We start from the raw sequence: 19,531 nt of genomic DNA on the forward strand, positions 1-19,531 counted from the left end.
GATTATATCGCTCGTTTGCAAATATAAATAGTTTATTTCATAATAACAAATATTCTCAACGAATTTAATGTGATTGTCCCATGATTCTTATTTGCATTGGATTACTTTTTCTTCGCTCAGCTTAATATTGAGTTATTAGAAGTCTCAGATTATCTTTTGGTAGCTATCAGTCTATTTCCACGGGATTGTAGAAAAGTCGACGCTCGCGTGGGGCAGAGGCATATGGCTGGCTGTAAGCGCTGTGAGGCGGATTTTTGAGGAATTCTCGAAAAATATGCTGATTTTTTCTTAAATTTGCATCAAAAGAAGAAAACAGCCTCATAGCACCGAGAATCATGATAAACAACGACGATATAGCTCCCGACAACGCAGGGTTCATTGCAGAAAGCAACGGCAGCGCCTTTGACAACGATAATAACAGCGAAACGCAGGCAGCCGCCGGCTACAGCGAGGACGACATCAAGACGCTCGACTGGAAGGAGCATATCCGCCGCCGCCCCGGTATGTATATCGGCAAACTCGGTGACGGCTCTAATTATGACGACGGCATCTATGTGCTCATCAAGGAAGTGCTCGACAATGCCATCGACGAATACATGATGGGCTTCGGCAAGCAGGTCACTGTCGATGTCGCCGACGGGACTGTCACCGTGCGCGACTACGGCCGCGGTGTCCCTCTGGGAAAACTTGTCGACGTTTCGTCGCGCATGAACACCGGCGGTAAATATGACTCCAAGGCTTTCAAGAAGTCGGTGGGGCTCAACGGTGTCGGCATCAAGGCCGTCAACGCCCTGTCGACAGAATTCTACATATCCAGTGTCCGCGACGGAATGGGCAAAAGTGTGCTCTACCGCTGCGGCGACATAGTCGAGGAGAGCGACATAGAGCCGACCGACGAGCCTAACGGCACACTCGTCCGCTTCACGCCCGACAACACGATATTCCGTGACTACCAGTATCGCGACGATTTCATCATTCCGCTGATTAAGAATTACACATTCCTCAACACCGGCCTTGCCATAATCTTCAACGGCAAGCGCTACATCTCGCGCAACGGACTGCTCGACCTTCTCAAAGACGCGATGACCACCGATCCGCTCTATCAGCCCATCCATCTCAAGGGCGAGGACATCGAGGTGGCCATCACCCATGCCAACCAGCGCGGCGAGGAATATTACTCGTTTGTCAACGGACAGCACACCACGCAGGGCGGCACTCACCTGACGGCGTTCAAGGAAGCCGTGTCGCGTACAATCAAGGAGTATTTCAAGAAAGATTTCGACTATTCCGACATCCGCAACGGCATGATTGCAGCGGTGTCGATCAAGGTTGAAGAACCTGTCTTCGAATCGCAGACCAAAACCAAGCTCGGCAGCCGCGACATGGGGCCTGACGGGCCTACCGTGGCGAAATTCATCGGCGATTTCATCAAGACCGAGCTCGACAACTATCTCCACCGCAACACCGACATCGCCGATATTATTCTCAAAAAAGTGCAGGAGAGCGAGCGCGACCGCAAGGCCATGGCCGGCATCACCAAACTCGCCCGCGAAAAGCAGAAGAAGGCCAATCTCCATAACAAAAAGCTGCTTGACTGCCGCGTGCATCTCAACGACATTCGCGGCGACGAGGAAAAGAAGCTTGCATCGTCGATATTCATCACCGAGGGTGATTCGGCAGCCGGCTCGATTACAAAAATCCGCGACGTGTGGACTCAGGCCGTGTTCTCGCTCCGTGGAAAGCCGAAAAACTCCTATGGAGTCCCGGCCAAGATTCTCTATGAGAACGAGGAGTTCAATCTGCTTCAGGCCGCACTCAACATCGAGGAGGGAATCGACGGCCTGCGCTACAACAAGGTGATTATCGCCACCGATGCCGATGTCGACGGCATGCACATACGCCTGCTGCTGCTGACGTTCTTCCTCCAGTTCTTCCCCGACATGATAAAGAAGGGGCATCTCTACGTGTTGCAGACCCCGCTCTTCCGTGTGCGCAACCACAAGACCACCAAACGCGGCGCGCGCGGTGCGTCGGGCAGCGGCGATGACACGTATTACTGCTACACCGATGAGGAGCGCATCGCAGCCATCGGGAAGCTCGGCGACAATGCCGAAATCACCCGATTCAAAGGTCTCGGAGAGATTTCGCCTGAGGAATTCCGCGGATTCATCGGCCCTGACATGAGGCTCGACCGCGTGACGCTGCGCAAGGAGGATGCCGTGGCCGAACTGCTTGAATTCTACATGGGAAAGAACACCATGGAGCGCCAGAACTTTATTATCGAGAATCTTGTTGTTGAAGATGATTCTGAAATCAGCTGACAGAGCCGAAATGAACACGATATTATTTCCCGGGTCGTTCGACCCGTTTACCGTCGGCCACCAGTCGCTTGTCGACCGTGTGCTGCCTCTTTTTGACCGGGTCGTAATCGCCGTAGGTGTCAATTCCGGGAAGCGTTCGGGCGAGAGCGTCGACAGCCGCATCGCGCAAATCGAACGCCTCTATGCCGGAGAGCCTAAGGTGAGGGTCATATCCTACGATGGGCTTACAGTCGATGCCTGCCGTCGCGAAGGCGCCCGCTGGATGTTGCGCGGAGTGCGCTCGGCCATTGATTTTGAATATGAGCGCAATCTCGCCGACATCAACCGTCGGATATCCGGAGTGGAAACCATGTTGCTCTTTACTCTGCCTGAATATGCGGCGGTGTCGTCGTCGGTTGTGCGCGAGCTCAGCTCCTACGGCTACGATGTCAGTGAATTCCTACCGAAAAAAACAAACACACTTTTAACCTAAGATATGAAGAAATTTTTAAGCGCCGTGACACTGGCCGTAGTGGCTGTCACGGGATGGGCGCAGATGCAGATTCAGTTCACGCCCGAACGTAAGCTCCGTTATGCCGAACAGATTATCGAAAACTACTACGTTGACAATGTGGACACGGCGAAAGTCGTGACGGAAGCCATCGTGGCAATGTTGAAAACCCTTGATCCGCATTCGACCTATTCCTCGCCCGAGGAGACGCGCGAACTTACCGAACCGCTTGAAGGAAATTTCTCCGGGATAGGAATCCGCTTCCAGATGGTCAACGATACGCTCTATGTGATAGAGTCGGTGGCCGGAGGTCCGTCGGAAAAGATGGGCATAGTGCCGGGCGACCGCATAATCGCATGTAACGATACGGTGATTGCAGGCGTCAAGATGAAAAATTCAGGAATCATGAAGGTGCTTCGCGGACCGAAAGGCACTGTCGCCAATCTCAAGGTGCTCCGCAAGGGAAGCAGTGAGCCGCTTGAATTCCGTGTGATCCGCGATGCGATACCTATCTACAGCGTTGACATGGCCTATATGGTGAACGATTCGGTCGGCTATATCGCGCTCAGCCGTTTCGCCGAGAAGACAACCGAAGAGGTCAAGGAGGCGATGCGTAAACTCCGCAAGCAGGGCATGAAGCATCTGGTGTTTGACCTTACCGACAATGGTGGCGGCTACATGCGTCCCGCTACCGAGCTTTCGGAAATGTTTTTAGGCAAAGGTGACATGATTGTCTATACCGAGTCTCCCAAAAACGGAGTGGCCGAATATATAGCCGAGGCCGACGGCGATTTTCGTGACGGCCGTGTCGTGGTGATGGTCAACCAATACTCGGCATCGGCATCAGAGATTCTCTCAGGAGCGCTTCAGGACAACGACCGTGGAGTTATCGTCGGGCGTCGTACTTTCGGCAAGGGGCTCGTGCAGCGTCCGTTCCCTTTCCCCGACGGCTCGATGATGCGTCTGACCGTCTCTCGCTACCACACGCCCTCAGGCCGTTGCATTCAGAAACCATATGTCGACGGTGACGACGAATCCTATCAGCGCGACATGATTGACCGCTATAATGCCGGCGAACTGACAAGCGCCGACAGCATCCATCATTTCGCCGATTCGCTGAAATATTATACAAAGCGGCTCAATCGCCCCGTTTATGGCGGTGGAGGCATCATGCCTGACCGTTTTGTGGCTATCGACACGACGATGTATTCCACATATTACCGCGATCTCATAGCCAAGGGTGTCATCAATAAATTCTGTGTCAACTATGTCGACACCCACCGTGCGGAACTTAAGAAACAGTTTAAGACGGATGACGATTATGTAAGGGAATTTGATGTCACACCTGAACTTATGGATTCACTCATCGAACTTGGCAAAAAGGAGGGTGTGGAGTTCAAGGAGGACGAATATAAGCGCTCTAAACCGATGATTGAAGCCATAGTCAAAGGGCTTATCGGACGCGATATCTTCGAGCAGGCAACCTATTCGAAAGTTGTGGCGCGCTTCGACCCGATATTCACTGAAGCTGTCGGTATCATCAATTCACCCGAGCGTTATAACTCCTATCTGACAGCGGGCCAAAAGTGATGGCTTACAAGATTGAAGAAATCGAGGGTATCGGTGAAGTATTAAAAAGTTGAAAAAAATCAATGCTCATTGTACGAGATTAGTCAAGTACAATGAGCATTGATTTTTACTCTGGCCTTAATGCAATTTGTAATGCAGTCAGCGATTTATTGTCCAAGAATGTCTTTAACCTTGTCAGCGCCTTTCTGGGCAGCGTCAGCGGTCTTTTCTTTTGCGGCGTCTATCGCGTTTTTAGTTGCATCCTTAGCTTCATTCACTTTGTCGGCTGCAGCCTCTTTTGCGTCCTTGATTTTGTCAGCGGCAGCATTTTTTGCGTCATTTACTGCTGCTTTAGTGGAGTCCGCGAGATTTTTTGCGGCATCCTTGGCTGCCTCTAATGTAGAATCAGCCTGAGCTTCGAGCTTGATGCCGGTGAGACCTATTGCAGCGCTTGCATCCTTGGCTTGTACGGCAGGAGTCACTTCATTGAGGAAATCGGTTGCGGCCTGATCCTTGCCTTCTTTGACGAGGCTGTTGGCATAATCCTTAGCCTGCTGTACATAGATTTTGAGACTGTCGGGATTGTTACAGTTCTCAATTTTAGCCTTGAGTTCAGCGCCTTTGTCCTCGGCTTTCTTCTCTGCGCTGCACGCCGCCATCATGACAGCGCCAACAATTGCGATGGATAGAAATAGCTTTTTCATAAATAAATATTAATAACAGATATTAATATAAAAGCTTAATCGCATCAAATGTTCACAGACACTTGTGTCCGGATCGCAATTTAACATTATCCGATAGATTGGAGCGTGATGGTGCTGCCATTTATTGTGGCGCTACCGCGAGCCGTTTTGTGAGTGACGAGGACTTGCCTCCTGATGAGATTGTCGCACGGTAGAGATAGATGCCGCGCGATACTCTCGAGCCTGATGCCGTGGTGAGATTCCATGTGACAGGAGCTGAGGCATACATGTCGGCGCGTCCGCTGGTTTCAGAGGTCCAGATGAGTGTGCCGTTGAAATCGAAAATCTCGATTTTGACTGTTAGCATGGCGTCAGGGCGGTTATGGTTTACATAGAAATTGGCTTCGGTGGTGGCTGGATTTGCGTCGGAATATATATCGAAAATTTTTGGCGCGAGGTCGGGATTGACAAAGAAATCAATCGAGGCCGATGTGGAATTTCCGCCGGTATCCCAGACTTTGAGGGTTGCGGTGTGGTTGCCGGCTGTAAGTTCAGGGAGCTGGTAGTGGATTGTTCCGGCGGGTGAGCCGTCGGAATCGGGAGTGTAGCGCGACGACACATCCGTAAAGCTCTGGTCTTTGTCGATTGATATGGACATCTGATGTCCGATGCCGGCGCTCGACATATTGAGACCGATATCGTCGCTTACACGTGCGATGAGCATTGGATTGGCATCGACGGCATCAGACGGTTTGAACGACTCATGGTTCAGATACAGATATTCAATCACCGGGGGCACATCGTCGGGCAGTGCGTTCTCGTCATGACCGTAGGCATAGAGGTCGCGGCATACGCCCGATGCTTCCTGTCCGTCGTCGGCTGCGGCGAACATCGATAAAGTGGCCGGACGATAGTTGTCGGCAATCTCAGAGGGCATTTTGATTGTGATTTCAAAAACACCGTCGGTCACCTGAGTGCGTCCTGCATAGAGGCGTTCGCCCTGTTCTTCGAAGGTATGTTTCTTACCTTCATCATCGCCGACTTTACGGCCTAAGCTCGTGACGCTGCGCTCTGCATCATAAAGAGAGAGCGACAGCCATCCGTTGAAATCTTCGATGCGGCTTCCGTCAGGAGCGCAGATTTCACCCCTTACGACGGCCTGCGAACGTGCGGCAATGACCGGCTGTGACTCTTCGCTTACTTCCTCTCCGTTGATTGAAATCAGGCGGATATGATTGGCCGGAGTTGCCAGTCGGAGAGCCGGGTCAGAGAATAGGATGTATCTTCTCACGTTGTCATCTCCTTTGCGGCTGTTTTTTGCGCGACGGAACACTTCGCCTACGGGCTGGAAGTTGCCGTCAGCTTCGCGTCGGGTGAATTCTATTCCGGATTCTTTTGAGAGCGGACCGTTGAGCGAAATGTAGACCGGACGTGTGGCACAGAAACCGCCTATTGCTCCTCCACCGTCGGTCATAATGAGTGATTCCATGCCTGAAGTAGCGTTTCCGTCGAGCTGTCCGAAAGTACATGTCGCACCGAAGAAAAAGAACGGGTGACGTGGATAGATGTTGTTGAGGTAGGTCGAGGTGAATATGCCGTCACCTGACAGGTTGTTGATTGCTCCGTGGCCGATATAGCTCCAGATTACTATTCCGTCATCGAAAAGAGACGAAACCTTCTTCTTGGCTTCCTCCGAAGTGCCGTTGCGGAGCTCATAGGCATCGATGTAGACCTTGTGATATGTAAAACCGCGTCCGGAAGAATTGGTGCGCATTGTATCCTCCATCGCGTCCGACTGTTCCATATGCTGGCCTCTGTTGCCGTCGTCGGCAAACATGAGTACACGGTTGCGCCATTCGCTTTTCGGTGGATTGTTTATATATGAAATCAGGCGGTCGACATAGTTCTTGGCGGAGCTTACACTACGGGCAGGTATACGCCCGACAGCTACACTGAGCCGGTCGGAAGCCATGCTCAGACCGGAGTTGTCTTCAAGAAAAGCCAGTGGGTCGTCTGAACAATATGAACTGCCTTCACCGTCGCAGAGTTCGCTTTGCCAGATCGGCAGTGTGATTGCCGAGCTTCCTGCCATGGCGCTTGTTAGACGGCGGTGGTCGTGATGTGCGCCACCCATAAGGAGCACATATTTCAGTGTGTGTTCCGAGCCGGCGGCATTGCCGCGGTCATAGAACATCTTCAGCATGCGTCGCAAGGCATTCAGGTCAGGCACTCCGGAGCCGAATTCATTATAGGCCTGCTCGTCGGATATCACGAGCACTTCAAGGTTGCGTGGCGCAGCCGAGTGGAGGTCTGCTATCCTTCGGCTCTGTTCGAGCAGCTGGGATGGCGAAATAATAATCATGTCGGGCGTTTGTACGGCATGCAGATTCTGATTTGCGACATTTCCCGCAAAACGAGGATTTGGAAGTCCGGCAGCCGTGGACCAAGCAGCGTAAGTGCGCATGCCGTTATAGTCGTTTGTCCATCCGCCTGTTCCGTCGGCGGCCGATGTCACAGGCATCGCTATCGGTGAGTTCGGATTGGTTACATCCCAGACTCTCGTATCCGCTCTGAATCCCTTGAGCTTTACTGAGCGTTTGGTCGTGGTGAAGACCAATGGTCCTGACGACGGCATTGCGATTTCGCGTGTATAGGTCAGTAATATCCGGTCGAGATTCGCAAGGCTGACAGGAGTGTTTATGTTGATTCCTATTCCGAGGGCGAGAGAATTGCCTGAGAAGGGAAAACGCTTGCGGATGGATGCTGTGCGTCCCCATTCGGCTGTCTTAGGGACATTGTCACCTGAGGCCGATGTCAGTTTCTGGCCGTTGGCTGTGAACGAGAGCTGAACAGGTGATGAGATGCTTCTGGCAAAAAAATCACACTGCATCCATACACTGTCGGCTGCATTTCCCGGCAATTGAAAATTGAATGTTCGGTTGGATGTGTAGCGGAAATCCTCGCCGACAAGCTGATGGCCGCTTTCTGCCGGTGTCACAAGGTCAAGTTCGTGGTAGATGCGTTCAGTGAACGTTGTCGCTGCGTCATTGGTCGGCTCACCTCCTTCGGTCGGTATCGAGTTGTCGGTTTCAGGGCGTGAGTCTGTCAGAAAATAATATCCTTTTGTGGAGTAGGGGTTGAGAGAATGGGTGAATGTATTGTCAAGTCCCTGTTTCCAGACTCCCGGTCCTTGGGCATAGAATACGATTCCGTTGGCCGTCAGTTCGCTTTTGACGGCAGGAAGGTCATCGATATAGTTGGCTCGTGAAAGCTGATCGGAGATGCGTGCCCCTCCATAGCCGAATATTCTTACAGCCGACGGGTCGCTGAATCCCCATGCACGAAGAGTCGAGGTAGGGATGAGGTGGAGTCCGCTTTCAGTCACGCTTACCTTTATCCAGCGTCCCGATGAAAGGACTGATGACTCGGCGTAGGTATCAAGAGTGAAGGCGTGTGTCGGGAAAGCTGATGCAAGAGATATGGTGAATAACGCAAAGATGTGTCGGATGAAACTTCTCATGTAGAATACCGGTGAATTTCGACCTTCGGATTATGGAACAGAGGCCGGATAAGTGGATAATGAAAATGGTTTATCTGATTATAAACGAGTGGATGAGGTGATTTATTGCATGTCGGAGGAAGAGGTCTCCCCTGTAGGTGACAGGAATTCCGCCCACTCAGCCTCCGTCCCGGCAAACGCGTTGATATCGACCGGGTGGTCGATTCCGTTTACACGCCCGTTGTGAGTCCCTTGCCATAGCTTCCATTCGATTCCATGTGGCTCGTCGATAAGAGAACATATCCAGAGCGGATATCCTTCAAGACGGCCTCTTACAAAACGGGCAAAGCCGTTTTTGTTTGTGTAGAGCATCACCCTGTGTCCGTGCGACTCGAGGTGGTCAATCATTTCGGTCAGACGGTTGAGCACCATCGGTGTCGGCTGGCTGTTTGGGTTTGCCCACTCTTCGATGTCGATTATCAGTGGCAGGTCAAGTTCTCGGGACTGTAATGAATTAAGAAAATTCAGCCCCTGCATGTAGCCGGGGGTGTCGAAGCGGAAGAAGTGGTATGCTCCGACTTTCAGACCGGCCTTTCGGGCCTCACGCAGATTGTCGATGAACCTGCGGTCCTTGAATGTCCCCCCTTCGGTAGCTTTTATGATTACAAAAGAGATGCCGTCGGCGGCTACCTTTCGAAAATCAATCTCGCCGTTGTGTGCGCTGATGTCAATCCCTATAATCTTGAATTTGCTCCTGTCCGGATAGCTTTGGGCCGGCGTGTCTCCTCCTTTACCGCAAGCGGTGAGCGTTGCGGTCAGAATCATGATAAAGAGGGTGTGGAGCAGAGGCTTCATGCCACAAATTTAGCAAATATTTCGTGAAAACGTAAGGAAAAGCGTAAATTTGCCATATAAATCTAATTAAAGTTAACATGAACAGACTTATTACCCTATTCGTATCCACGGTGCTGTCAGTAGCTGCATGCGCCCAGACCGCGGCTTTCGAGAAGCCTGCATTTGTCAGTGAAGTTGTCAATATGAAAGCTCCGTCGTTTCCGGACTATACAGTCAGCATAGCAAAGACCGGTGCAAAACCCGGAAAACTCTCGACAGCCGCTATTCAAAAGGCGATTGACCGTGTGGCTGCGAAAGGCGGGGGTACTGTGCTCGTCCCGGCTGGAGAATGGTTGTCAGGGCGGCTCATGCTTAAGAGCAATGTCAATCTGCATATATCTGAGGGTGCGACTCTTGAATTCACGGGCAATATAGCCGACTATCTTCCTCTGGTGGATTCGCGTTATGAAGGAGCTGATGTGAAGTCGCTCGGAGCGATGATATATGCCAACAACGCTGAGAATATAGCAGTTACCGGAAAAGGGCATCTGAAAGCTCCTTCGCGCGAGTGTGAGATTACCGGCAAGATGGATACCGGATTGTCCGTGACAGCTGAAAAGAGCATTGAATCAGGCGCGGCACGCGAGGCCACACTCGACAAGATTTACATGCCGACATTCATCGGTCCGGTCGGATGCAAGGGGATACTTATCGAGGATGTCACTCTTGACGGATCGATTTTCTGGAATATAGCTCCGGTCTATTGCGAGAATATAATTATAAGGGGCGTTACTGTCAACAGTCACGGACATCCGCGTACCGACGGCATCGACATTGATTCAAGTGTGAACGCTCTCATTGAGAATACTACTCTTGATTGCGGAGACGATTGTTTTACGCTGAAGTCGGGTCGTGGAGAAGAGGCTGTCGATCTCGCCCGTCCTACACAGAACATCGTAATCCGTAACTGCCGCGTGAAAAGGGGAGTGGGAGGTATTACGGTCGGTACTGAAACGGCAGGATTTATCCGAAACGTATATGCCGAGAATGTGATTATGGAAGAGCCGCGCATGCCCCTCTACTTCAAGACACGCCGTCCGCGAGGAGGTGGTGCTGAAAACATCTGGATCAGGAACGTGAAGGTTGCGAAAGCCAACGGCCCGGCTATCCAGATGGATATGCTCGGCAGCCCGTCGTGGATGGGTCAGCTGGCCGAACGTCTTCCGGCTCAGCCTGTCGGAAAGGTCACTCCGCGATTCAGCGACATACATGTCGACGACTTTACTGTCGGTGAATGCCGCCTGCTCATTCAGGCAAAGGGTCTGCCGGAAATGCCTGTCGAGAATATGACTGTTACCAACGTGAAATCGGATAACAAGAATATCAAACTTCAGGATGTAGGGACTATTGAGATAACTTTTGCCAAGTGATGAGCTATAAGAAGTTGTGAGATATGAAGATTCCAGATATTTTTGCCGCTGGGGCGCTTGGGCTGCTGGTCATGGCTCTCGGGTGTGCTGAAGCCGAGGCTTCAGTACACCGCATAACCGACTACGGAGCTGTGAGCGACACGACACAGCTCAGCACGGAGGCTGTACAGCGGGCTATTGATGCCTGTTCGTCAGCCGGGGGTGGCACTGTGTCAGTCCCTTCCGGAAGCTATAAAATCGGAAGCATCTTTCTGAAAAGCAACGTGACGTTGAATCTTGAAAACGGTGCGGTACTCTATGGCAGCACGGACATCGGTGACTATACTCCTGTCAGGACGGATTATGTTTCACTCCGTACGCATACGCCGACAATTCAGCTGATTTATGCCGACAAGGCTGATAATGTAGCCATCACAGGCGAAGGCACAATCGATGGCCGTGGCAAGGCTTTCCCTAAATTGTCGTGGAACGACGAGGGTATAACTCGTCCGCATCTTTTACGCTTTATCTGCTGTAAAGGTGTGAAGGTGTCGGGTGTGACGCTTAAAAATTCAGGGTGCTGGATGCAGCATTATCTTGCCTGCGACAAGGTGAGGATTGACGGTATCACGGTCATTAACCGTAATAATTACAATAATGATGCCCTTGACCTTGACGGATGTCACGACGTTACGGTTTCGAATATGATAGCTGACTCGGACGATGATGCTATTACGCTTAAGAGCACTTCGCCACGTCTCTGCGAGGACATTGTCATCAGCAACTGTGTCGTTTCGAGCCATTGCAATGCGATAAAACTCGGGACAGAGACCAACGGTGGTTTCCGAAACATCATAATCCGCGGAATCGCTGTCAAGCCGTCATCCGACCAGTCAAGTCAGTATTTCGGTTATCCCGGAGGCATCGGTCATGGAGCTATAGTGCTTGAGATTGTCGACGGCGGGGTGATGAGCAATATCGACATAGGCGATGTGACTATACGTGGTACGGAATCACCGATATTTATCCGTCTTGCCGACCGTGCACGGCCTTATTCACCCGATGTGCCTGTCAAGGGTGTCGGGATGATGGAGCGAATCTGCCTTCATGACATAATGATCGACGAGGCCGGACCGACGGGGTCGTCAATCACAGGCCTTGAAGGACATCCCGTCTGTGGTGTTGAATTGCGTAATATCCGCATCCGTCATCGTGGCGGACAGCCTGTGACTCCTGCTCCTGCCGATGAGAAAAAGGCTGAGTATCCCGAATCGACAATGTGGGGCATTCTTCCGGCCAAAGGATTTTGGCTTAATCACACCCGGGATATAACTTTTGAGAATGTCACTGTCGAGACTATAGAACCCGATGAGCGCGAGACCTATGTCGCCACAGATTCCGAGAATCTTGTAATACGATAGCGATAAAAAAATAGTGGATGGAAACCTCAGAATTTCCATCCACTATTTTTATTTATCGGGGGAGATTAAAGCTTGTAGACTTCCGAGCCGGCGAGGAGTACGCAGCCTGTGCCGTAGTCATCAAAGTCGGGTTTTGAATCATAGGCGACCGGCTGTCCGTCTTTAGGCTCTTTGCCTGTGCCCTGTACATATCCGATATATCCGTTAGGATGTATGGCTTCGTTGACAATCGCATTCCAAGCCTTGGTGACAACAGGAAAATATTTCTCACGGTCAAGAATGCCGTTGTTGATACCCCATGCCATTCCGTAGACAAAAAGGGCTGTTCCTGTGGTTTCTTTTCCGCCGAAATTACTTTCGTCATGGAGGCTGACATTCCAGAAACCGTCTGTGCGCTGACATTTGGCGGCTGCTTCACACATGGCCTTGAGGTCCTTGATATATACGTCGCGGTGGGGAGCGTCTTCAGGAAGTTCCTGCAACACTTTTACGAGCGCTGCGACTACCCATCCGTTTCCACGTGACCAGTAGCAGTTTTTTCCATTCGGTTCTTTGTAGGGGGGTACAAAGTCCTTGTCGCGCCACCAGAGGCCTTCTTTTTCGTTGTAGAGGCCGCCTGCAAGTGTGTTACGTGACCATTCATACATTTCCCATGCCTTTTCGTTGTAGCGCTGGTCGCCTGTGAGCGCGCTCATCTTGGCGAGGAGGGGCATGCCCATCTGGATTGCGTCGATCCATGTCCAGTCATCGACCTGAGGTGTGTTGATGAGCATGTTCATGCAGGCTTTTGTCTTGGTGAGCATCTTGGGCTCGGGAGTGAGTCTGTAGAGGTCGACGTATGTCTGGCCGCAGCAATAGTTGTCGGCGTTGCGGGTTGTGGTGTCGTCGCGTCTCATTCCCCACTTGAAACCGTCGCCCCATTGATAGGCATAATCATAATAGCGGTTGTCAGGATAAATCGAGTAGAGAGCCATCAGGCCTTCAAAGTAGACGGCACGAGTCCAGATATTGGCTTCATAGACCTTCTTGCGGGAATAGTAAGGTATGCCAAGCAGTGGATCGGGATGTTTTTTGAGATAATGATCGTTGATCTTGATGAGTGTCTCAAGAGTCTTTTTGCGTGGAGGCAGCTGCTCGGCGGCCATTGAAGGGAGCGCAAGCAGTGCGGCTAAGGCAAGTAACAATAATTTTTTCATAATGATTGGTTTTGAATTATCAGAGGGACTGGATTATTTTGAAAGCGTAACAGGTGTCAGTGTCACTTTTGAGTTAAGACCTGACGGTATTGTGGGCCACTCACCGAAACTGAATTTTTTGGCGTTGGTAACAGAGGCGATGTTTGCATCCTTGAATATACGCCAGTTGACACCACGACGTTCATAGTCGGCGATTCGGTTGGCCTGAAGATTGGTCACATCGATTTCGAGTGTGTTGACTCCGGGGCGGAGCAGATGGCCGATACGGAGTGTGAATGGTACGCTCCAGACCTTGCCGGCTGCCTGACCGTTGACTCTGATGTCTGCGCTTTCGCGGACATCCCCGAGGTCGAGTACCCAGTCGTCGGCTATCGACGGATTGTCAATCACGAATTCGACCCTATATCGTCCTGTTCCGAAACAGATGGATGCATCCGCTACCGGAATATTGCACCATTGGGTGAGCGTGTCGGTTTCAAATGTTCCGGCGATAGCCGGTTCGGTCTTCGGGAATGATATTGACCAGCCTTTGTCGATTGCAATCGGTTCGCCTTTGGCTTCGATATAGGCCCATTGCGGAGCGTCGGCGACGGCTGTCGGGAATGCCTTAAGCAACCGTGATTCGCCGGGTTGGAGCTGTAGGCGTAGTTGTGTGTCGCCGTTAGCTGCTTTGCGTGTCTGTGCCATGCCTCTGCGTCCGCTCACCGGGTCGAAGATTTCAACGGCTGCTGCCGTGTCGGTCAATGTGACCCATCCGTCGAGAGGGCGGTTCTGGAGAAGCGAGATGAAATAGTTGTGGCCTCCGCTTTCGTTGCGTCGGCGAATCATCGACAGACCGTTGTCGAGGCGCATGCTTTCAGGTCTGATACCTGTCAGCGTGAGGGCATCGGCAAAGCCGGGGGCGGTGATGATGCGTCCCTTTCCGTAGTGGGTGGAGACGGCCTTGTCGCCAATTGGCGGAAGGTCTGACGAGAGTCGGGCGAGGGCTTCGCGGCGCTCCTTGAGGCCCGACAGTCCGGGGACATCTGACGGCGTAGTGCCTACGAAGAGCACCGTGGCTCCCTGCCGTGCGAGTTCGAGAAGACGGCCGAGTGTCTCCGGCTGCATGAACCGGGCCGGCGGGACGATGATGGCGCTGTAGTTCGCACCTCCTTTGGCCTCTATGCGGCCGGTGGCGTTTACGTTGACAGCGTTGAGAAGATTGTCGGAAATATAGTCGGCATCATAGCCCGCCTTGATGATTTCGGCAATGGCTCGCTTGATGTCAGGCATGCGCTGGTGCATCTTATGGATGTCGAACATGAGATAGGGGTTTCCTCCCTGACGCTGCCAGATTTCCTCGATAGGGAAATAGAGCAGGAAATCATTGTCGGGGACACCTGCCGAGAGAAATGACTGGCAGCGTGCCACGTATCCGAAGAGCGAATCGGCATCCTGCCAGATGCTGTTGGTCGGCGACATGTTGATTGAGGCGTAGAACATCCATCCGGGAAACTCTGCCCCTTTTGGCGAATAGGGCGCTCCGTGGAAATAGACATGGTTCACACCTGAGCAGAACATCTGGTCAAGTTCCGGCTTGCAGCGGGAGAGTGAGGTGCGGAAATGCTCGGTGAGCCATGTCAGTGTCTCAGCCGATGTCAGCCGCTTGCCTGTCAGATGGGCTGCCGATGAGGCGAATTTAAGCACAGCCGGGTCGGCATCGCTCGGGCGTGTCGGACCGTCCTGATTAAGCCCGGGAATGGAGAAATCTGTCTGACCGAATGACTCGCATTCCGGAATGTCGACAGCCGCATAGAGGTCTATTATATTTGCCGGAGAGCCGTGGCTCTGGTTGCGTATGCGCGCACCGTTGCGGTGGGCGCGCGCCATCCACACGTCGGTGAAATTTTCGCGGAGCATGCGGGCAAGCGTTGCGCGGTAGTCGCGGACGAGGCGCGAGCGGAGATCGTCGTGATTCGTATTGTCAAGAAATTCCGGCAGATAGAGTTCGAGGCTATAGCCGTGGTCGCGGCGGAATTCGTCGAGTATGTTGTCGGCCCAGTCAGAACCGTAGACTTCATACGAGTCATTGAAAAATGTGTCGGGAATCGGGCATCCTGAACTTTTGAACGCCCGGTCGAAGCGGTCGAGATAATGGTTGACGGCAGTGCTGTCATAATGGTTGACCACCAAACCCTCACCACCGGGTGCTGCACGCTTAACTTTTTGGAATGTACGTCCCGAAAAGAGTGCGTAGACCGTCCAGTCTCCGTTGCCCTTCGGTGCTTTCCACGATAGGGTTGAATCTTTCTTTAATTTTGACGTTATGTCGAGCCGTTTGTCACCGTTGCAGGCTATTATGGTCTGGAGGGTGGCCACTTTGCTCTGTCTCGCATCTTTCGGTGCAATCTTGTCAGTGATTTTCTTTCCGGGTGCTACAGTCCATGACTCTACGACACGCTTGCGGGCACTGTAATCGGTGGTTACTTCCGGACCGCCGAAAGGCCAGCCTGTGCCGTTGTTCATGTCGATCTGAAGTCCGAGACGTTTGCCCTCGGCTATTGTATGGCCGAGCATTTCCATCCATTTCGGCGAAAGGTAGGAAATGTCGTTGGCTTCATTACCTTTCACACCGTAGATTGGTGTGATTTCCACTCCTCCGAGTCCTTTTTTAGCGAACTCTTCGAGGTTGAATGTCAGACCTTCGCGGTCAACGGCACTTCCGAGCCACCACCAGCGTACGAACGGGCGGTTCTCCACCGTCACAGGATACCAGTCGGTAGCCTGTGTGTTGCTCTTGGCCGGAGTTCCGGCATGTGATGCCGTTACCGACAGTAGGCCGATTGCTAAAAGGCTTTGAAATCGGTTCATATATGAATTTAGGATTGTCAGACAGTTTTTTTGATTGGTTATTCGGCACGCTGGATGGTCAGTCCCATCAGTCCGATGACTACATCACCTGAAAGAGTCTCAAGAGTCATGGATGAAAGTTCACGCGACGGATCGACAGGAAGGTCGAGTACGATTCCCGCACCACCTTCAATGAATCGGTCGCCGACACCTTTGATTCCGAGTTCATCGCCGAGAGTCCGGCTCATGCGTCCGGTCTTCAGATGAAGACGGTAGGGAGGCTGTGCTCCGGGCGCTTGGGCGAAGGCATAATCGTCGTGGTAGAAATCAAGTTCGATCGGAGCCCAGTTGTGAGGATTGATAAGAGGAGTGACATCCTCTGTCCCGTCGGTATATTTTACGCGTAGTCTTCCGTTTTCCATTCCCCACTGCATGTGGTTGGTCGAACCGGCCATGAGCAGATAGAGGTGCGATGCACGGCCTGAAAGCTTGATTTCCGCACTGTCAGGATAGTTGTCCCACAGGGATGTAAAAAGTATGTTGCTTCCCTCTGCGGGCATGGCGAAAGGTATTCCGCTTTCTGTTTTAAGAATTCCGCCTTCCTTCGCGAGACGAGAGCGCAGGCCGGAGTCATCGATTTCGGCCGTGAGTTTCGGATGACACCATTCGCCTATGCCTTGTTTCGGGAGCTGGAGTGTCGTTACATTTGGACGTGGTGACAGGTATTCGTTGCGGAATATATCGGTGACAGAGGCGTTGTATGACGCACTGAGGTCGGTCGGTTCGCAAAGTCCTGCGCGGATGTCGTCGAATCCGTTGGCCGGGACAGCGACAGGCGATGAGATTGGCTTTGCCTCCGGCATCCACCACGTCAGGTCTCCGGCACTCATTTCGCGGAAGCTTACAGGACCTTCCGTATGTAGGCGGCCGGTCGGAGACGGCGTGAAGACGTCGGCTTCGGTGATTTCAATCGTGACTTCAGGGGCAGTTCCGGCATTGACAGTGATACGCGGAGCGCCGATTGCATCAGGTTCTTTGACCCATGTGGTCTCATGGCCGTTGACCTTTACGCTTTTTATACCTTTTGCAGGAACAGAAAGGCTTAGAGACGAGTTTTTGCCGTAACGGTTGCTCACTTTGTAGACCGAACGTCGGCCGTCGCGTTTGAACGAATATGATATGTCGGGAAGTGTTACCGACGCTTCATTCCAATCCGATGGGAATCCCGGGATTAGTCTGACTGTCGGATTTTCGGATAACAGGTCGGGGCGTACGCCGAACAGACCTTCGGTCAAGGCGCGGCTCCAGACTCCTATAGGGTCGGCAAAGTCTCTGTAGCATTCACCGCGGGCTGCATCATAGTGGCTTATCTGTCCGAAATTCAGAGGCGATGCTCCGAGATACATGTTGTCCATCGCTACGGCTTTCATCAGTCTGTAGGCATCGTCGGCACGTCCGGCCTGCCAGTAGGCGAGGGCTGTGTGCATGACTTCTGCGATGGCAACGTTATTGATGCTCCAAGAGTAGGGTTTCCAGTTTGTGGTCGAGATTGTGGTGAGTCCTTTCTCCACACCTTCGCCTTCGACCGGTATGTGTGGAATCTCGCGGTCAATGTAGCATGTCGCTGCATAGTTTTTGAAATTGTCGGCGATTTCCGAGTCGATTGCATGGTAAATGGTCCATACGGCCGGTGATGGATGGAGACGCTGCCGTCCGCCCGCGTCGCGATATTCCGCCCAGTGTCCACGGTCAGACATCCACAGGTTCGAATCAATGGCTGAGGCTATGGCCTCTGCCTCGCGTCGGTATGGTTCGGGGTCTTCTCCGATAGCTTCGGCAACTTGTGCCGCCAGCCGGTTTGCAAACATATTGTAGGCTGACGAATGTGTGACAGCACCTCCGCTGTAGTAAAGAGCGTCGCTCGCCCAGATGCAGCAATATGCGTCATAGAGATGGTCGCCGTCAGGGTCGAAGTTCAGTTTTTCCCATTCGAGATGTCGTTTTATTACGGGGAACAACGATCGCATTGCATCCTTGTCGCCTGTATGACGGAAGTGGCGCAGCATAGCGTCGATATAGACGAGGTTCATGTCGTAGTGCGACATCTCGTCTTTCTTTCCGGGGCGTCGGCAGATGTAACCGTTGCTATACATCGGAGTGCCCCATTTCTTTTCGGCGCGTGCAAGGTTGAGCACTGAGTCCTGACGCGGGTGGGACAGGACTGGAGGTATGTCGGTGATTTGGTTTGAAGCGTATGTGTTGAGGTGGGTAAGTGCGCGGTCATGACGGCCGACGGCATTTCCTACATAAGCACCGCGCCATCCGAGGTGGGGGGTGCGCCATCCGATTGAGCCGTGAAGCCATGCCTGTCCGCTCCAGATTCCGTCGGCGGCCACTGCGAGCGCTCCGCCTATGGGGTTGAGCCACTGGTCGGGAGTATCGAATGTGACGCTTGATGCCAGCTGTTCACGCTCGCTTTCGGCCTTCTTGAAAAGAGATTCAAGTGAGGCTTTCGGTCGGTCGGCTTTAGGGAAAAGTGCGAGATAGACTTTCTTGCCGGGTTTTATGGACAGCACGCCTTCGTATGAAGGCATATCTGTGATTTTATAGCTTTTAGCAGGGATAATGAGGGTGAGATTTGAGCGTTGCTTCTTGCCATACTCGATGTTTATTTTATCACCCTTGACAGTATAGATATTTCCTGTGCAATACTCGGGTTTCAGGTCGAAACATGTCGGATCGTCCACGCCAAGGTCTCCTTCGCGATAGAATTTTTTTTCGGCGACTCCGCCGAAACGCACAGGAATGCTGACTGTCTTATTGGTTGTGTTTGTGATTGCCCAAAGAGCCATATCCTCGCTGCGCATCACCTGAGCTTCGACTTTCACGCCACCCTGTTCGTAGTCCATACGTCCGGGAGTGTAGCGTGCAGTGCACTTTCCTTCCGGAAGTGTCAGGCGCAGGTTGCCTCCCATACGCGGAAGATAGATGCCGAATTCAGGAGTGTCGGAGCAATCCATGCGGAAACCGGAATGTGCGCCGTAGAGGGCTCGGTTGAATTTTGACTTTCCGTTGACCGTGACGGCCGAATTGCCGTCGGCCACATAGTGTTGCTGACGCATTTCGCTTCTTGCAGCCATAGGCTGTATGGCTGCAAGAAGGATTGCGCTTGTCAGAAGCTGTTTAAAATTTATTGTAAATTTCAAGAGGCGTGGTTTTAGAGGCTGTTTAAGAATTATTGTTTGTTTTGAGTGGAGTGTTTTTGAGATAAAATGTTGGT

Annotated in this window: 11 protein-coding genes; 5 read left to right on the top strand and 6 right to left on the bottom strand. The window is 52.2% G+C overall.

Features of this window, described 5'->3' with window-relative positions; all coding sequences use genetic code 11:
• Positions 1-335 precede the first annotated feature (335 nt).
• From QZ311_RS01915 to QZ311_RS01925, 3 genes are read left to right on the top strand one after another with little or no spacing between them, the layout of a single operon-like run.
• On the top strand, positions 336-2,321 hold the full coding sequence (locus QZ311_RS01915) for a toprim domain-containing protein (protein WP_297063299.1): 1,986 nt from the start codon (positions 336-338) through the stop codon (positions 2,319-2,321).
• 10 nt (positions 2,322-2,331) lie between these two features.
• Positions 2,332-2,793 (top strand): pantetheine-phosphate adenylyltransferase, encoded by a 462-nt coding sequence (gene coaD, locus QZ311_RS01920; protein ID WP_297063301.1) that lies wholly within the window; start codon positions 2,332-2,334, stop codon positions 2,791-2,793.
• Between the two features lie 3 nt (positions 2,794-2,796).
• Positions 2,797-4,401 (top strand): S41 family peptidase, encoded by a 1,605-nt coding sequence (locus QZ311_RS01925; RefSeq protein WP_297063303.1) that lies wholly within the window; start codon positions 2,797-2,799, stop codon positions 4,399-4,401.
• Positions 4,402-4,547: 146 nt separating this feature from the next.
• Here QZ311_RS01925 and QZ311_RS01930 read toward each other — a convergent pair whose 3' ends face one another.
• From QZ311_RS01930 to QZ311_RS01940, 3 genes are all read right to left on the bottom strand, one after another.
• Positions 4,548-5,084, bottom strand: coding sequence for a hypothetical protein (locus tag QZ311_RS01930; RefSeq protein WP_297063305.1), 537 nt, complete (start codon positions 5,082-5,084; stop codon positions 4,548-4,550).
• Positions 5,085-5,205: 121 nt separating this feature from the next.
• Positions 5,206-8,583, bottom strand: a complete 3,378-nt coding sequence (gene porU, locus QZ311_RS01935) for a type IX secretion system sortase PorU (protein ID WP_297063307.1) — start codon at positions 8,581-8,583, stop codon at positions 5,206-5,208.
• A gap of 102 nt (positions 8,584-8,685) precedes the next feature.
• Entirely contained in the window at positions 8,686-9,417 is a 732-nt protein-coding gene (locus QZ311_RS01940; RefSeq protein ID WP_297063309.1) for a GH25 family lysozyme, read from the bottom strand.
• A gap of 77 nt (positions 9,418-9,494) precedes the next feature.
• Here QZ311_RS01940 and QZ311_RS01945 point away from each other — a divergent pair, with 77 nt between their 5' ends.
• Together QZ311_RS01945 and QZ311_RS01950 are read left to right on the top strand one after the other, a co-directional pair.
• Positions 9,495-10,826, top strand: coding sequence for a glycoside hydrolase family 28 protein (locus tag QZ311_RS01945; RefSeq protein WP_297063311.1), 1,332 nt, complete (start codon positions 9,495-9,497; stop codon positions 10,824-10,826).
• A gap of 23 nt (positions 10,827-10,849) precedes the next feature.
• The gene (locus QZ311_RS01950) at positions 10,850-12,226 is read left to right on the top strand and encodes a glycosyl hydrolase family 28 protein (protein ID WP_297063313.1); all 1,377 of its coding nucleotides are present in this window, start codon (positions 10,850-10,852) and stop codon (positions 12,224-12,226) included.
• 65 nt (positions 12,227-12,291) lie between these two features.
• Here the strand turns inward: QZ311_RS01950 and QZ311_RS01955 are convergent, their stop codons facing one another.
• From QZ311_RS01955 to QZ311_RS01965, 3 genes are read right to left on the bottom strand one after another with little or no spacing between them, the layout of a single operon-like run.
• A complete protein-coding gene (locus tag QZ311_RS01955) occupies positions 12,292-13,422 on the bottom strand; it encodes a glycoside hydrolase family 88 protein (RefSeq protein ID WP_297063315.1) in 1,131 nt (376 codons plus the stop codon).
• Positions 13,423-13,455: 33 nt separating this feature from the next.
• Positions 13,456-16,272, bottom strand: a complete 2,817-nt coding sequence (locus tag QZ311_RS01960; protein WP_297063317.1) for a glycosyl hydrolase — start codon at positions 16,270-16,272, stop codon at positions 13,456-13,458.
• 38 nt (positions 16,273-16,310) lie between these two features.
• Positions 16,311-19,457, bottom strand: a complete 3,147-nt coding sequence (locus tag QZ311_RS01965) for a DUF4450 domain-containing protein (protein WP_297063319.1) — start codon at positions 19,455-19,457, stop codon at positions 16,311-16,313.
• Between the last annotated feature and the right edge of the window lie 74 nt (positions 19,458-19,531).

This window comes from uncultured Duncaniella sp., assembly GCF_910578445.1.
Taxonomy (GTDB): domain Bacteria; phylum Bacteroidota; class Bacteroidia; order Bacteroidales; family Muribaculaceae; genus Duncaniella.

Excerpts from the sequence above, each read along its gene's own strand:
- QZ311_RS01915 (WP_297063299.1), top strand. The coding sequence starts at position 336 with ATGATAAACAACGACGATATAGCTCCCGACAACGCAGGGTTCATTGCA.
- coaD (WP_297063301.1), top strand. The coding sequence starts at position 2,332 with ATGAACACGATATTATTTCCCGGGTCGTTCGACCCGTTTACCGTCGGC.
- QZ311_RS01925 (WP_297063303.1), top strand. The coding sequence starts at position 2,797 with ATGAAGAAATTTTTAAGCGCCGTGACACTGGCCGTAGTGGCTGTCACG.
- QZ311_RS01930 (WP_297063305.1), bottom strand. The coding sequence starts at position 5,084 with ATGAAAAAGCTATTTCTATCCATCGCAATTGTTGGCGCTGTCATGATG.
- porU (WP_297063307.1), bottom strand. The coding sequence starts at position 8,583 with ATGAGAAGTTTCATCCGACACATCTTTGCGTTATTCACCATATCTCTT.
- QZ311_RS01940 (WP_297063309.1), bottom strand. The coding sequence starts at position 9,417 with ATGAAGCCTCTGCTCCACACCCTCTTTATCATGATTCTGACCGCAACG.
- QZ311_RS01945 (WP_297063311.1), top strand. The coding sequence starts at position 9,495 with ATGAACAGACTTATTACCCTATTCGTATCCACGGTGCTGTCAGTAGCT.
- QZ311_RS01950 (WP_297063313.1), top strand. The coding sequence starts at position 10,850 with ATGAAGATTCCAGATATTTTTGCCGCTGGGGCGCTTGGGCTGCTGGTC.
- QZ311_RS01955 (WP_297063315.1), bottom strand. The coding sequence starts at position 13,422 with ATGAAAAAATTATTGTTACTTGCCTTAGCCGCACTGCTTGCGCTCCCT.
- QZ311_RS01960 (WP_297063317.1), bottom strand. The coding sequence starts at position 16,272 with ATGAACCGATTTCAAAGCCTTTTAGCAATCGGCCTACTGTCGGTAACG.